General features: G+C 40.4%; 14 protein-coding genes and 1 rRNA gene. 1 reads left to right on the top strand and 14 read right to left on the bottom strand.

Annotation, left to right across the window (positions count from 1 at the left end):
* Positions 1-44: 44 nt before the first annotated feature.
* The 3 genes from FZC76_RS21355 to metG all read right to left on the bottom strand — a co-directional run bounded on the left by FZC76_RS21355 (position 45) and on the right by metG (position 4,399).
* Positions 45-1,253, bottom strand: a complete 1,209-nt coding sequence (locus tag FZC76_RS21355; protein WP_148990133.1) for a G5 and 3D domain-containing protein — start codon at positions 1,251-1,253, stop codon at positions 45-47.
* A gap of 224 nt (positions 1,254-1,477) precedes the next feature.
* Positions 1,478-2,245: a TatD family hydrolase gene (locus FZC76_RS21350; RefSeq protein WP_148990132.1), complete on the bottom strand. Its 768-nt coding sequence runs from the start codon at positions 2,243-2,245 to the stop codon at positions 1,478-1,480.
* Positions 2,246-2,410: 165 nt separating this feature from the next.
* The gene (metG, locus tag FZC76_RS21345) at positions 2,411-4,399 is read right to left on the bottom strand and encodes a methionine--tRNA ligase (protein WP_148990171.1); all 1,989 of its coding nucleotides are present in this window, start codon (positions 4,397-4,399) and stop codon (positions 2,411-2,413) included.
* Between the two features lie 544 nt (positions 4,400-4,943).
* On the opposite strand from metG, the gene FZC76_RS21340 reads away from it, so the two are divergent.
* Positions 4,944-5,225 (top strand): AbrB/MazE/SpoVT family DNA-binding domain-containing protein, encoded by a 282-nt coding sequence (locus tag FZC76_RS21340; RefSeq protein WP_010191364.1) that lies wholly within the window; start codon positions 4,944-4,946, stop codon positions 5,223-5,225.
* Positions 5,226-5,448: 223 nt separating this feature from the next.
* Here the strand turns inward: FZC76_RS21340 and rsmI are convergent, their stop codons facing one another.
* The 11 genes from rsmI to rrf form a co-directional block, all read right to left on the bottom strand.
* Positions 5,449-6,333 carry a 16S rRNA (cytidine(1402)-2'-O)-methyltransferase gene (gene rsmI, locus FZC76_RS21335; protein WP_148990131.1) on the bottom strand — a complete coding sequence of 295 codons (885 nt, stop codon included), beginning with the start codon at positions 6,331-6,333 and terminating at the stop codon, positions 5,449-5,451.
* A 216-nt stretch (positions 6,334-6,549) separates the two neighbouring features.
* Positions 6,550-7,296, bottom strand: a complete 747-nt coding sequence (locus tag FZC76_RS21330; protein WP_148990130.1) for a tRNA1(Val) (adenine(37)-N6)-methyltransferase — start codon at positions 7,294-7,296, stop codon at positions 6,550-6,552.
* 282 nt (positions 7,297-7,578) lie between these two features.
* Complete coding sequence (gene yabA, locus FZC76_RS21325) at positions 7,579-7,950, bottom strand: DNA replication initiation control protein YabA (protein WP_148990129.1); 372 nt, start codon at positions 7,948-7,950, stop codon at positions 7,579-7,581.
* Positions 7,951-7,962: 12 nt separating this feature from the next.
* The gene (locus tag FZC76_RS21320; RefSeq protein ID WP_148990128.1) at positions 7,963-8,790 is read right to left on the bottom strand and encodes a PSP1 domain-containing protein; all 828 of its coding nucleotides are present in this window, start codon (positions 8,788-8,790) and stop codon (positions 7,963-7,965) included.
* Position 8,791: 1 nt separating this feature from the next.
* Positions 8,792-9,784, bottom strand: coding sequence for a DNA polymerase III subunit delta' (gene holB, locus FZC76_RS21315; RefSeq protein ID WP_148990127.1), 993 nt, complete (start codon positions 9,782-9,784; stop codon positions 8,792-8,794).
* Positions 9,785-9,802: 18 nt separating this feature from the next.
* Positions 9,803-10,243 carry a YaaR family protein gene (locus tag FZC76_RS21310; protein WP_148990126.1) on the bottom strand — a complete coding sequence of 147 codons (441 nt, stop codon included), beginning with the start codon at positions 10,241-10,243 and terminating at the stop codon, positions 9,803-9,805.
* Between the two features lie 76 nt (positions 10,244-10,319).
* On the bottom strand, positions 10,320-10,649 hold the full coding sequence (locus FZC76_RS21305) for a cyclic-di-AMP receptor (protein WP_010191354.1): 330 nt from the start codon (positions 10,647-10,649) through the stop codon (positions 10,320-10,322).
* Positions 10,650-10,730: 81 nt separating this feature from the next.
* The gene (tmk, locus tag FZC76_RS21300) at positions 10,731-11,369 is read right to left on the bottom strand and encodes a dTMP kinase (protein ID WP_187442177.1); all 639 of its coding nucleotides are present in this window, start codon (positions 11,367-11,369) and stop codon (positions 10,731-10,733) included.
* 7 nt (positions 11,370-11,376) lie between these two features.
* Entirely contained in the window at positions 11,377-12,828 is a 1,452-nt protein-coding gene (locus FZC76_RS21295; protein ID WP_148990124.1) for an aminotransferase class I/II-fold pyridoxal phosphate-dependent enzyme, read from the bottom strand.
* A 177-nt stretch (positions 12,829-13,005) separates the two neighbouring features.
* Positions 13,006-13,206: a sigma factor G inhibitor Gin gene (locus tag FZC76_RS21290; RefSeq protein ID WP_148990123.1), complete on the bottom strand. Its 201-nt coding sequence runs from the start codon at positions 13,204-13,206 to the stop codon at positions 13,006-13,008.
* A gap of 599 nt (positions 13,207-13,805) precedes the next feature.
* Positions 13,806-13,922: ribosomal RNA gene (gene rrf / locus FZC76_RS21285) — 5S ribosomal RNA — on the bottom strand.
* Positions 13,923-14,031: the final 109 nt, after the last annotated feature.

Below are 14,031 nucleotides of genomic sequence, written 5' to 3'. Positions count from 1 at the left end.
AGAGGCATGAAGAAACCCCTGCTTGAACTAACTATCACATATCATTAATCAAGAATCTTGATTTTCACTTTTTTCCTTCCCCAACGATAAGCAGCATCTTTATTAGCGAAGAAAACATCAATTTTGTGGCCTTTGATAGCGCCGCCAGTATCTCCTGCAACAGCATAACCATAGCCTTCCACATAGACTTTTGTCCCTAAAGGAATGACACTTGGATCTACTGCAATTACTTTCGCTCCTGGATTTGTACGTAAGTTAATGCCCGTACTTGTTACACCGCTACACCCATTACAAAATGCTGTATAGGCCGTAGAAGAAACATAAAACTCTTTAGAACTTGTTTCTGTACTACGTGAGACAACCTGCTGCGGTTTAGGTTGTGGCGGAGCTTTCGTTCCAACAGCAACGATTCGGTCTAACGATTCTTTCACCGTTTCTGTTTTCACTAATTCACGGGAAACTTCTTTGCCGTTCTCTAATATGACTTCATAATGATTGGCAACGGTCCCATTTTCCCCTTGCTGAACCACTTGTTCTTTTCCCTTATCAAGGGAACTATCATTTTGTGTTACAACACCAAACTCTATAGGCTCTTCCACTACATCGGTGACCTTTTCAACTCTAGTAATATTAACTACAGTATCTTTTGCTACCAATTCTTCTAGACTAGGCTCCACTCGGTCAAGATCATTTACTGTGATATCGTGCTGTTCTAAAAAGTCAGCGACCGTAGTCGAAGTAGACCATACTTGTTGTTTTTCCCCCCCGACATCCAATGTAACTTCAAATGCCTTTTCTATGGCAATGACTAGATTGTCTTTAAGTGGGGTATTTAACTCTTGACTTACTTTATCGTGCTCTTTTATATCTATATCTCTTTCTGCTAAGAAATCTTGTACTGTCTCTGCTGTCGTATAAATGCTGTGTTCCTTATCATCGATGACAAGTTTCACTTCTTTCGCAGGATCCCAGACGATTTGCATGGAATCGCTGACAACGGTATCCTTAGAAGGCTCCAATCGGTCCTCAGGATGGACTTCTATGTCCAACTCTTTTAGAATATCCGCTACAGTTTTTGCGTGCGTGCGCACCGTGACTTCCTCACCGTCCACATTCACTGTTACAGCAGCCTTTGTGCCATGAAAGACACCAAAGCCAAGTATGGTTGAGAAGACTATGAAACTAGTTAAAGTTATGACCAGTTTCGTCCTGCTCAACTTACCAGAAAACAGTTTTTTCATGCTATTTAACATGTAAAAAAACGCCTCCTTCTCCTCGAATGGATTATATAGACAGTTATGTAACTTGTCAACCCTTTCCATTGGCTCGACCGTAATGTCTATTATGCAGAAAATTCTCACAAAAGGGAAGTGAAAACTATCGACACGTTTATCCTATGAGGAGAAGTAGATAGGTAGAACTTATTTGTTTTTCCCCGAATTGGACAAGTATCCACCATTTTTGACAAGATTTTTTGTCACTTTATGCCGAATAATTTCTTAGCATTTGCTGTTGTTTTTTCTGCTACTTCCTCTATCGTTAATTCTTTCAACTCAGCAATTTGTTCTGCAACCAGTCTCACATACCCTGGCTCATTTCTTTTTCCTCTGTATGGATGTGGGGTAAGATATGGGCAGTCTGTTTCGATCAAAAGTTTTTCCATCGGGATCTCTTTCACCACTTCTTTTGGTTTTTTCGCATTTTTAAACGTGACAGGCCCGCCAAATGAAATAAAGAAATTCATTTCCATACATTCTTTCGCCACTTCCAAGCTGCCCGTAAAGCAATGCATGATTCCTCCCACTTCTTTGGCATCCTCTTCTTTTAAAATTTGAACTACATCTGCTGTTGCATCCCTGTTATGGATGACGATAGGAAGTTTTACTTTTTTCGCCAGCTGAATTTGTTTGCGAAACACTTCTTTTTGTACATCTTTGGGCGATTTATCCCAATGATAGTCAAGCCCCATCTCTCCGATTGCTACTACTTTTTCATGGGATGCGAGATCTTCTATCCAAGCTAGGTCCTCTTCTGTCATATCTATCGCATCGACCGGGTGCCAACCTACAGCTGCATAAAGAAAATCATATTTTTCCACAAGCTCCATTGCTCTGGTGATTGTTTTTCTGTCAAACCCCACCACCACCATATTCGTTACTTGTTCAGCTTGCGCACGATTAATTACCTCTTGTAAATCTTCCTCATATTGATCTGCATTTAAATGCACATGTGTATCAAATAACATGAAAAACACTCCCGTAATATATTGGTTGAAATGAGAATTAAATCCTTTTATTAATATAATATAAACATAAAGCATCCCGAAAAAGAAACAAAGAGGTGCAACCCGTTGTTACACGTGAAACACCTCTTTCATTCTAAAATTATTTTATCCAAAAACTAATACTAATTATTTTACTTTAGCACCTAGCGGCAGGGAAGCGTCTACAGAAGCTAAGGACAATACCCCATCCTTTTCGCCTGCTAATATCATTCCTTCTGATAACTCTCCGCGTAGTTTAACAGGTTTTAAGTTTGTTACGCAAATAACTCGCTTTCCAATTAGCTCCTCTGGTTTGTAAAACTTTGCAATACCGGAAACTACCTGTCTCTTTTCATAACCAAGATCCAATTGAAGCTTTAATAACTTGTCGGCCTTTTTCACTGGCTCACAGTGAGTCACTTCTGCTACACGCAAATCTATCTTCATAAAATCATCAAACGTGATCTCTTCAGATACTGGTGGTGCTTCTGCCACCTTTTCTTCCGCTTTTTCTGCTGGTGCTGAAGGCTGCATGACTTGTTTAATGTGCTCTACTTCTTCCTTCACATCAAGGCGAGGGAAAATAGGGTCTGCTTTTACTGTCTTCGTTCCTGCAGGAATCTGGCCGAATGCGGATAAACTTTCCCAAGTAGTTAGAGACTCATTTACTCCAAGTTGCGCGAAAATCTTCCCTGGTGTTCTAGTCAAGAACGGTTTTAAAAGAATCCCGATGAATCTCAATGATTCTGCAAGGTGGGCCATGGCAGAAGCTAACTGTTCTTTTGTCTCATCATTCTTTGCCAGCACCCATGGTTGTGTTTCATCTATATATTTGTTCGTTCTGCTTACAAGCTGCCAGATAGAAGATAGCGCCACAGAGAATTCCATGTTTTCCATGGCATTTTCATACTGCTGAACTGTGTTCACTGCAAGCTCGCTTAACGTCTCGTCAAACTCTGTTACATTACCGTTATAAACAGGAACTTCACCGTCAAAATACTTATCAATCATGGCAACCGTTCTGTTTAATAAGTTTCCAAGGTCATTGGCAAGGTCAAAATTCACTCTTTCCACGAAGCCTTCAGGTGTGAAGACACCATCCGCTCCAAACGGAACTTCTCTTAATAGATAATATCTCAATGCATCGAGACCATAACGATCAATTAAAGTGACAGGGTCTACAACATTCCCTTTTGATTTGGACATCTTCCCATCTTTCATTAAAAGCCATCCATGTGCAAAAACTTTCTTTGGAAGTGGCAGATCCAGTGCCATCAACATGATTGGCCAGTAAATAGTGTGAAAGCGAACAATTTCTTTCCCTACAAGATGAACATCTGCAGGCCAATATTTCATATACTTCTCATCATTGTCCGTACCATAACCAAGTGCAGTGATATAGTTGGACAATGCATCAATCCATACGTAAATAACATGTTTCGGGTCTCCAGGGACCTTTACTCCCCAATCAAAGGAAGTTCTTGAAACAGCAAGGTCCTCAAGTCCAGGTTTAATGAAGTTGTTGACCATTTCATTTTTTCTGGATTCTGGTTGAATGAAATCTGGATTTTCATCGTAATATTGAAGCAGACGGTCCACATATTTACCCATGCGGAAGAAGTAAGACTGCTCTCTCACCAATTCAACTGGATGGCCGCTGTCCGGACTCTTTCCTCCTACCACTTTCCCATTCTCGTGAATCGGATCCACTAACTGGTGTTCTCTGTAGTATGTTTCATCCGGAACCGAATACCATCCCTCGTATTCATCCAAGTAAATGTCGCCTTGGTCTAGTAATTGTTTAAATATTTTCTCTACTACTTCTTTATGGCGGCTTTCCGTAGTACGAATGAAATCATCATAGGAGATATCAAGCTTTTCCCAAAGCTCTTTAATTCCTGACACAATATCGTCTACGTATTGTTGAGAAGTGACACCTTTTTCTTCTGCTTTTCGCTGAATTTTTTGTCCGTGCTCGTCTGTACCGGTTAAGTACATCACATCAAAGCCTTTAAGACGTTTATAACGAGCCATCGCATCACCCGCCACCGTCGTATATGCATGACCAATATGTAAATTACCACTCGGATAATAGATAGGTGTTGTAATGTAAAAAGTTTTTTTATCGGCTACCATCATAAATTACCTCCCTATAATCGAAACATATAAAAGTAGAAAACTCCCGCCCAATGGACGAGAGCGATGAGCGTTTTCGACTTCCTATATATATCAACATCATAACCTATTTTTTATAACTATTATACATGGTTTACGCCAGTATTGTTAAGGATTGAGCAAAAACTTTTTCTATCCTCTTTCATTTCCGCCACACATAACGAAGTCTTTCCTACCACTTTGACATTTGTCGAAAAATTTGTCGAAAAAACTAGTTGAAATTTGTCGAATGATGATTATAATTAAGTTAGTATTCTATTGAAAATTAGTAAGTAATTGTAAATGTTAACCTGAGACAGATTCCAGTAAACCCTTATTACAAAGCTATTTTTCCGCTTTTGGAATACAATTTTTAAAAGAAATACAAATATTTTCAAACATAAATGTTGACGGATTTTGTAAATATTGTTATGATGAAAACACGTTAGATTTGTCGAATAATGACGAAAATGATAGATTAATATTATTCATAATAACTTATAATTTGGAGAGGGGTATTTTTCTTATGAAATCTACTGGTATTGTACGTAAAGTTGACGAGTTAGGCCGCGTGGTTATTCCTATCGAGCTTCGCAGAACTTTAGGAATTGCAGAGAAAGATGCTTTAGAAATCTACGTTGATGATGAAAAAATCATCTTGAAAAAATACAAGCCAAACATGACTTGCCAAGTTACTGGTGAAGTTTCTGACAACAACCTTACTCTTGCAGATGGAAAAATCATCTTAAGCCGTGAAGGTGCAGAGAAAATTATCCAAGAGATCCAAAACAACTTACAAGCTAAATAATGATATGACACAAAAAAGAGGGTGCTGCGGCACCCTCTTTTTTATATTTGTAATGTAAGGAAACTCTATTGTTGGCGATGAAGACAATCTCAGTAGAAAAATTCTTTGCAGATTGTCTTCATCAGCCCTCTGCCCTCAAAAACTTACTTCACATACAAAAAACCAGCGCATAATCTAATCAGCACTGGTTTCTTCATTTGCAGAAGAAACTTATTGGTTCTGTTCAATCTTCAACATGAAATGCTTGGTACACTTCTCTTTTTGGTAAGTTACGCTCTTTGGACACATGCTTGATGGCTTCTTTGGAGGAATGCCCTTCAACCTCCATCACTTGTTGCACGTGCTCTTGAATGGAGAGGTCTTGCCACCAGGATTCAGTATCATCGTTGACTTCTTCACTACTTCCTTCTATTATAATGCAACACTCCCCTTTGATTCCTTGCTCTTCATAAAGAGCCAATACTTCAGAAATGTTACCTCTTGTGAATTCTTCAAATTTCTTCGTCAGCTCTCGGCTTACAACGATAGAACGATTCCCTAGTATCTCATGCATCACGCTGAGCGTTTCTTTTAAACGATGTGGAGATTCGTAGAGAATAAATGTATCTGTGAACTTTTTCAAACGCTCTAATTCCTTTTTCTTTTCCTTCTTCTGACGATCGAGGAACCCATAGAAGTAAAAAGGCTGTGAGACTAACCCTGACGCAATTAAAGCTGTTAATGCTGCGTTGGCTCCCGGCAAAGGAACCACATATAACTTTTCTTCGATTGCCTCCACCACTATTTCATACCCTGGGTCTGAGATAGATGGCATTCCGGCATCACTGACGAGACCAACATCCTTTCCCTCTTTTAAAAGGTCGATTATTTTTCTGCCGCTTTGTTCTTTATTGTGTTCATGATAACTGATCAATGGAGTGGTTATCTCAAAATAGTTACATAGTTTTTTGGTGTTTCGTGTGTCTTCTGCTGCGATATAGTCTACTTCTTTTAACATCCTTAAAGAACGGTAGGTAATGTCTTCTAGGTTCCCGATGGGGGTTGGGATGAGATAAAGCCTGCCTTGAGTATATGAATCGTTAAAACTATTTTGTTGCCATAAGTCCATAATGTATCCCTCTTTTTTTCTTGGCTACTATAATTTATTTTAGGGTTCTGTAAACACCGCTGTCGATTTCCGCACTGGGCTTCGCTTTCCGCGGGGCGACCTTGAGCCTCCTCACAACGCTTCAGGGGTCTCAACATTGTCGCTACTTCCCCCCAGGAGTCTTCGCCCTATGCTCCAATCAACAGCTAAGAACTTCTATTAATCATTGTTCTTTCCTTACCCAAAGAGCATCTTTCTCACTTCTGGGGTGTATTCGCCGTTTTCATCGTACACTAATAGTGGCGGAAGGATTTTTAGGTCAGGGTTGCCGTCCTTTATTCCTTCTATTAATAGTGTATTGGCGGGTTTTCCAAGTTTGGAATGAACAAATTGAAGACGCTTTGGTTCTATGCGGTATTTCCTCATCACGGAGATGATATCTAAAAGCCTGCCTGGACGATGTACAAAAGCGACTTTTCCTCCTTGTTTTGTAATCTGGCTGCTGACCCGTACCACATCCTCAAGCGTGCATTCTATTTCATGCCTTGCAATAGCATAGTGAATATTGCTGTTTATCTTTTCTTCCTGCTCTGTTAAAGGAAAATAAGGGGGGTTGCACGTTACAACATCAAACTTCTTGTTCTCTAGCATTGCCGGAAGCTCTTTAAGATTCATGTTGATTACTTTTAGCTGTTCCTCTAGCCCGTTATAAGAAAAGCTCCGCTCAGCCATGCCCGCAAGTCGCTCCTGAATCTCTATTCCAGTGATGTTTCCCTTTGTCCGTTTACTCAATAATAGCGGGATGATGCCGTTTCCTGTGCACAAATCCATTATATTCCCTTTTTGAATCGGAACATAAACAAATTGCGCTAACAGTACAGCATCCAACGAAAAGGAAAACACAGAGGGACTCTGTATGATCCGCAAATTCTCCGCCAACAAATAATCCAGACGCTCATCGCCTATAAGGTCTACTTCTTTCATCAAACAAAACCCTTTCGTACCATAATCTTTCCCTATTATAACGCAATCCCAACAAAAAACATAAGAGGCATAAAGATTTTGCTTTCACCATAAGTGAGATGTGAATCCTATTGATTGGAGTGGAAGGCGCTCAGACGCCCGCGGGAGGAAGGGACAGGTGAGACCCCTCAGGCGAAGTGAGGAGGCTCACGGACCGCCCGCAGGCAAGCGAAGCGCCTGGAACGGAAATCAAACGTACTAAACAAACAAAAAGCCGCCACCCCGTTACGGAGAAGCGACTCTTTACTTCTTATTAAGAAAGGACAAGCAAAACATACAATCCCCTTCTTTGCGTGGACTGCCGAAATTCAGGTTACAAATATGAAACCCTTCCTGGTAGAGCCTGGCCAAATTATCATAACCTTCCCCTACATCCGTCTGTTTTTGCTGGTCCTGCTGCTTTTTCTTGCGTTTTTGTTCCGGTAAAGGAGTTTCATCCTCCACAGCAGTCATTTGCTCTAGACGTTTGCGGAGGTGACTGTTTTCCACCAGCACACTGTTGTTCTCTTCAATAATCAGGGCAAGGTGTTCTTTTAATTCTCCAAGCTGTTTATATAAATGTCCAATCTGTTCTTCCATGTTGCTGACAGAATCAAAAATTTCCTTCTTGTCCAAGTTTTCCACCTCTTAATCTGTGGCTTGCGTTGAAACGGCTCCCTCTTGAAGTAATTCGTCTAGAGAAAATTCGACCACTCGGTCCTTCCCGGACAACTCCACTTGAAGCACGCGTTCGAGTATATTTAATCCAACAACCCGGCCTACCCCATTTGGTGTTTTAATTACTTCATCTAAATCCGGTAATTGTTCCTTGGCGGACTCATATTCGTCATTTTCATACTTCAGACAGCACATTAGACGACCACAGAGTCCGGAAATCTTGGAAGGATTCAACGACAGGTTTTGATCCTTCGCCATTTTGATGGATACCGGTTCAAAGTCTCCCAAGAACGTGGAACAGCAAAGCATGCGTCCACAAGGGCCGATACCACCCAAAAGTTTGGCTTCATCACGAACACCAATTTGTCTAAGTTCAATTCTGGTACGGAAGATGGAAGCCAGATCTTTCACAAGTTCCCTGAAATCCACACGTCCATCGGCTGTGAAATAGAAGATGATCTTATTGCGATCAAACGTGTATTCCACATCGACTAGCTTCATGTCCAGTCCATGGTCATTTACTTTACCGAAACATACATCAAACGCTTCGTTTGCAGCCTTTTTATTTTCTTCTACAATAAGTCGGTCTTTCTGATCAGCAATGCGGAGTACTTTTTTCAATGGCAGAACGACATCGTTTTCTTCGACATTCTTTTGACCGATGACAGCCTTTCCGAACTCCACACCTCTAACTGTTTCCACAATGACAAACTCATTATCTTTTATATCAAGCCCATTTGGGTCAAAATAGTATATTTTCCCTGCTTTTTTAAAACGAACTCCTACTACTTCATACAAACTAATATCCCTCCTGCAAGTTTAACGCTAATTGTTCCATGAGAAGGTGCGGATTCACATTCGATGCCAACCGAGACTTGCTCTGTAATATATAGGACAGTTGCTCGGTCACTCGCTGTTGAGTCGTCTGGAGCGCCAACTTTTGAATCAACTCTTTCTCGTCGACAAACACCAGCTGCTCCTCTTTGGATAACTGAGCATACAGCATATCTTTATAAATAAATAGCATTAAATCTAAACCTATCTCCAGCTGCTTTCTATCGGAAAAATGGGGCATCCATTTTTCTTGTATAAATAGCAAAGATGCCTGAGGACGATTAAATATTGCTTCATACAATTTTATCACTAAGTTTCTAGCAAGCGCAAACCAATCATCTCGACATAATTCTACTGCTTCCTCTAAACTGTTTGTTAGGGAAGCTGCTGACTTGGCTAATGGCAGTGGAATATCTTGTGCTGTAAGCTTTGTTATCAGTCCTTCTGATGTTAATGCGCGGAACGATAACGGCTGACACCTCGAAATGATCGTATTTAACATTTGATTGACATTTTCCGTCAATAAAAAGGCAAACGTTTCTTGGTTCGGTTCCTCCAAGAATTTCAATAAACTATTGGCTGCATTGGTCGTCATCTTATCTGCATGCTCAATAATATAAATTTTCCTCTTAGATTCCAAGCCCGTTTTCGTAAACTCTTCTTGCAAGAATTGAATTTGTTGCTTCTTGATGGAGTTACCGTCCGGCTCCACTACATGGACATCCGGATGATTTCTGGAATCTATCCGCTTACAATTTGTACAGCTCTGACAGGGATTAACTCCTTTTAGATCTTTACACAACAAGCTCTTTGCAAATAGATAGCTGACTTCTTTTTTTCCTGTGCCCTTCATCCCATCTAACAAATAAGCATGGGCAATTCTATTTCGCTCTAAACTGTTTGTGACGATTCTTGCAACGGTAGGCTGGTTTTGTAGTTCCGACCAACTATTAATCACTGTTTATCACTCACTAACCTACATATATAAATTGATGAGTAAGCCCTTAATCTCACCAATACTGCTTAATATGTTTATTCTTGATTCCTCTTGGCTCATGACTTTTTCAGTCAGGCCAAGAAGTGCTTCGTCCACCTGCTTGACCACTTGCAGATGCCTAGATTGTCCGTCATTTGTCCAATGATGGGACTGATTCAGCTCCATTCCAAACTCAACCGCCTCTTCCATAAAACGTTTAACAAGTGTCTTATACTTAGCCAAGTCTTGGAAAGAGCGAGAATTTCCTAAGCGGTCGCCTACCATTTCAATATCCTTCATTAATAATTGCAACTGTTGGGTATGCAGTTTGCTGGAGTGTCTTTGCATGACCTCACCAAAGGCAGTCGTGGCAGCAGAACCGCTTCTCAAATCCATCCTTGCATTATCTACATTTGTTCTAAGGTCGGTTGAAATTTTCATGACAGTATGTCCCTTTCCCATAACTTCATTTCATGGAACTATTATCTGAAAAAAGCAGCCTTTCAGCCGCTTAACGTTAGAATTGATGAAAATGCTCAATAGGCAAGACAAAGACCGTCGCGCCGCCCACTTCCACTTCTACCGGGTATGGAACATAGGAATCTGCGTTCCCACCCATAGGCGAAACAGGTGCAACCAATTGCTGCCTGTGCTGACAATTGTCTTTAATGATATCCAATGCCTTTTGTACACGAACGTCTTCCGTACCAATCATAAAAGTGGTGTTTCCACTCTTCAAAAACCCGCCTGTACTCGCAAGTTTCGTTGCACGGAAATTATGTTCTACCAAAGCATTCATTAATCGATTGCTATCTTTATCCTGAATAACAGCCATAATCATTTTCATTTAAAGCGCCTCCTTTATTTTACCATTAATTATCTTCTACTTCATTACTTCGTATTTGGTAATTTATTTTTATGATAAGAATTAGAATCCGTGTTTAGAAATATAGGAGATTAAAACCTCTCTTACTTGGTTGCATACGGACTCAAAGTCCATAGAAGCATCCACTACCGTAATTCTTTCTCCATATTTCTCTTTTACAAGGTCATATCCCTCTTTCACCTTATAATGGAAGTCTAGTTTTTCTTGATCTAAACGGTTAACTTCCCGATTATTATTCGCTTCAATACGCTTAAGTCCTGCTTCTGGTTCTATATCAAAAAAGATAGTGAGGGACGGCATCATTTTTTCCGTTGCAAACTCATTAATGCTAAGCACGTCTTCTACACCAATTCCCCTTGCATGGCCTTGATAGGCAAGAGAACTATCGATAAAACGGTCACACAGAACAATCTTATTTTCTTTTAATGCAGGTATCACCCGCTCCACTAAGTGCTGACGGCGAGCGGCAGCATAAAGCAATGCTTCTGTTCTTGCATCCATTTCTGTGTTGTCACAATCTAAAATAACATTTCGAATCTGCTCTGCTATGCTAATGCCTCCGGGTTCTCTTGTTAGTAAAATAGGATATTCCTGATCTGTTAATTCCTCTGCCAACTTCTGAATGACAGACGTCTTTCCTGCACCCTCAGGGCCTTCAAATGTAATAAATAATCCCTTCACAATCCTGTTACTCCTTTATCTTCTTATATATATAAATATAATTACTTTTAAACGCTTCGCTAGCTTGAAACCTTGCACCGATATGTTGGAGGGCCTTTATGTATTCCACGGTGGAGCTTGTAATCATCTCCCCATTAAATAAAAGTGGGATTCCAGGAGGATATGGCACAATCGCTTCGGCAGCGACCTCACCGATCGCTTCCTCTATTGGACATTTTACCTTTCGATACTCTGCTTGTTTGCTAAAAGGAATAGTAAGTTCACTAATTTCAGCTGGAAATGGCGGAAGTGTAATCTGTTTCTTTTTTGGGCCTCCATCTGTTTCATTGGTTACAGCCCGGACTATTCTCTCTATCATATCATGTTTTTTCTCATTCACCGCTAGGGGCATAATAATTAATACATTCTTAGGGTCTGCCAGTTCTACAAAAAGACCTTCTTTTTCCAGAAGACTGGAAAGTTTAAACCCGCTCAGCCCGTTAGTGGATTGCAGTGTAACCTTTAAAGGGTCGACAAATAAACGGCTGTTAATAGGAGTAACCACTTCTATCTCCTTTACCTTTTTCAGCTCTTGGTGGATTACTTTGAGCCCCTCTACAATAGCTTGTATCTCCTGTTGTGACAAACATGCAAGATAGTATCTGGCAATATCCAAGGATGCCATTAACGGATAGGATGGGCTGCTCGACTGTAACATCTTAAGATAATGAATCACTCTTTCCTTCTTTACCCTATTCCCCTGTATATGCATCCATGATCCCATTGTCATTGCAGGCAAGGTTTTATGCGCTGAATGTACAACCACATCCGCTCCACTAACGAGTGCGGACTTAGGAAAAGGTCTCCCAAGCAGAAAGTGGGCCCCATGCGCTTCATCCACTAAAACGGGAATGCCGTGATTATGTATAACTCGTATGATATCATCCAAATCTACTGCTACCCCGTAATAATTCGGGTTGGTTAACACAACAGCGGTTATCCCGTTTATCGATTCCAGTGCCTCATATAGATAGGGTAAATCGACAGATACAGCAACCTCCAGATTCTCATCCACTTCACACGGTAAAAAAACGGGATCTACTCCTGCAAGCTCTAATCCATTTAATACTGACTTATGGCAATTCCTCTGCACCAGCACCTTGCTACCACGGGTACACGTGGCCAAAATCATGGCCAAGTTGCCTACTGTAGATCCATTCACCAGAAAAAATGTTTCATCAGAACCGTATAAGTTACTCGCCAAACGCTGCGCCTCATCTATCATGCCTTCTGGATCATGCAAATCATCCAATCCGGTAATCTCCGTTGCATCCAACTTTAATATATCTTTATAATAATCCCTTGCTTCATCAGGAAGAACCGTACCGTACTTATGACCAGGAACATGCCCAGACAATGGTGAACCTTCCCAGTGACGTCTTAGTCCTGAAAACAAAGGTGTTTTAGTTTGATCTAACATGTGCACACCCTCTAATCATTCATTTCCTCTATATACTCCCATTATAACGGATAGAACTTTAGACTTATAGTCAACCGCCATTTAAGAGAACCTTAAAAAAATAAAAGCCCTAGACAGGACTTTTCATAGTAGCAGACTATTTTTTGTTTTTTAGTTCTTTTTGAATGGATATAGACACTACGAATAGATTTTTGGGATGGTAATTTTCCTCAACTGTTGCAAATAAAACTTATATTTCGGGTCTTCCACATCAGTCTGAAGCATTGTTCCCTCACATTCCGTACAGATAAACGACGTGTATAAATGTATTCCTTTTTCTTTCTGCTCTTCACAAACGATACACGTTTCCCCAAATGATGAATGAATGGCTGACTTCATGTCTCTTTCTCCACCTCCATCCACTATTCTAACCAAATCAAAAAATTGTATACTACTTTAGTAAAATCCCAGCCTACCAATCTCCTACATCTAGTGTATGTAAAGCCTACTAGTCTGTGTTTGTCTTTGGATAAAAAAAGATTGTGGTTACTTGGTTTAGAATTCATCATGGAAGAATGGTTCGGTAGGTATTCTTGCTCACATTTTAGAATCAAAGACGTCTACGATGGGGAACCCTGCGTTAGATGGTCTTTATAGCGGTGATCAAGACTTCTCGGTTAGGAATTTCTGCTTCTGAAGGACTTTATAACAGTGATTACGACCTCTATGATGAAATTCTCTCCTTCTACATGTCCATAAAACTTCAATGAAGACACTATCCTTGAAAACTCCCCCTTTAAAGTGTCTTCATAATCATAATGAAGACACTATCGAGGAAATTTTCCCCTTAAAAATGTCTTCATATACCCGATGAAGACACTCTCATTAAATTCCTCCCTTCCAAAATGTCTTCACCACGAAACTCCCCCTCCTCTCAAACTCATGAAACACAAAAAAACCAGCGCCTAATCTAATAAGCACTGGTTTCCTATAAATTTGCCTGGCAACGTCCTACTCTCACAGGGGGAGATCCCCCAACTACCATCGGCGCTGAAGAGCTTAACTTCCGTGTTCGGTATGGGAACGGGTGTGACCTCTTCGCCATCATTACCAGACATATTCAGTTGAAGGTTGATCCTTCAAAACTAGATAATGTGTTCGTATCAAGAAATTCATATCGTTCACTTATTTCAATACTTATTGGGTTAAGTCCTCGATCGATTA

Origin of the sequence: Sutcliffiella horikoshii, from assembly GCF_008180725.1 — a bacterium.
Classification (GTDB): Bacteria; Bacillota; Bacilli; order Bacillales; family Bacillaceae_I; genus Sutcliffiella_A; species Sutcliffiella_A horikoshii_B.
The sequence above is the reverse complement of the archived record's forward strand: the minus strand, read 5'-3'. Positions and strand labels throughout refer to the sequence as shown.

Coding starts and splice junctions, on each gene's coding strand:
- FZC76_RS21355 (WP_148990133.1), bottom strand. CDS start 1,253: ATGTTAAATAGCATGAAAAAACTGTTTTCTGGTAAGTTGAGCAGGACG.
- FZC76_RS21350 (WP_148990132.1), bottom strand. CDS start 2,245: ATGTTATTTGATACACATGTGCATTTAAATGCAGATCAATATGAGGAA.
- metG (WP_148990171.1), bottom strand. CDS start 4,399: ATGGTAGCCGATAAAAAAACTTTTTACATTACAACACCTATCTATTAT.
- FZC76_RS21340 (WP_010191364.1), top strand. CDS start 4,944: ATGAAATCTACTGGTATTGTACGTAAAGTTGACGAGTTAGGCCGCGTG.
- rsmI (WP_148990131.1), bottom strand. CDS start 6,333: ATGGACTTATGGCAACAAAATAGTTTTAACGATTCATATACTCAAGGC.
- FZC76_RS21330 (WP_148990130.1), bottom strand. CDS start 7,296: ATGAAAGAAGTAGACCTTATAGGCGATGAGCGTCTGGATTATTTGTTG.
- FZC76_RS21310 (WP_148990126.1), bottom strand. CDS start 10,243: ATGAAAATTTCAACCGACCTTAGAACAAATGTAGATAATGCAAGGATG.
- FZC76_RS21305 (WP_010191354.1), bottom strand. CDS start 10,649: ATGAAAATGATTATGGCTGTTATTCAGGATAAAGATAGCAATCGATTA.
- FZC76_RS21295 (WP_148990124.1), bottom strand. CDS start 12,828: ATGTTAGATCAAACTAAAACACCTTTGTTTTCAGGACTAAGACGTCAC.
- FZC76_RS21290 (WP_148990123.1), bottom strand. CDS start 13,206: ATGAAGTCAGCCATTCATTCATCATTTGGGGAAACGTGTATCGTTTGT.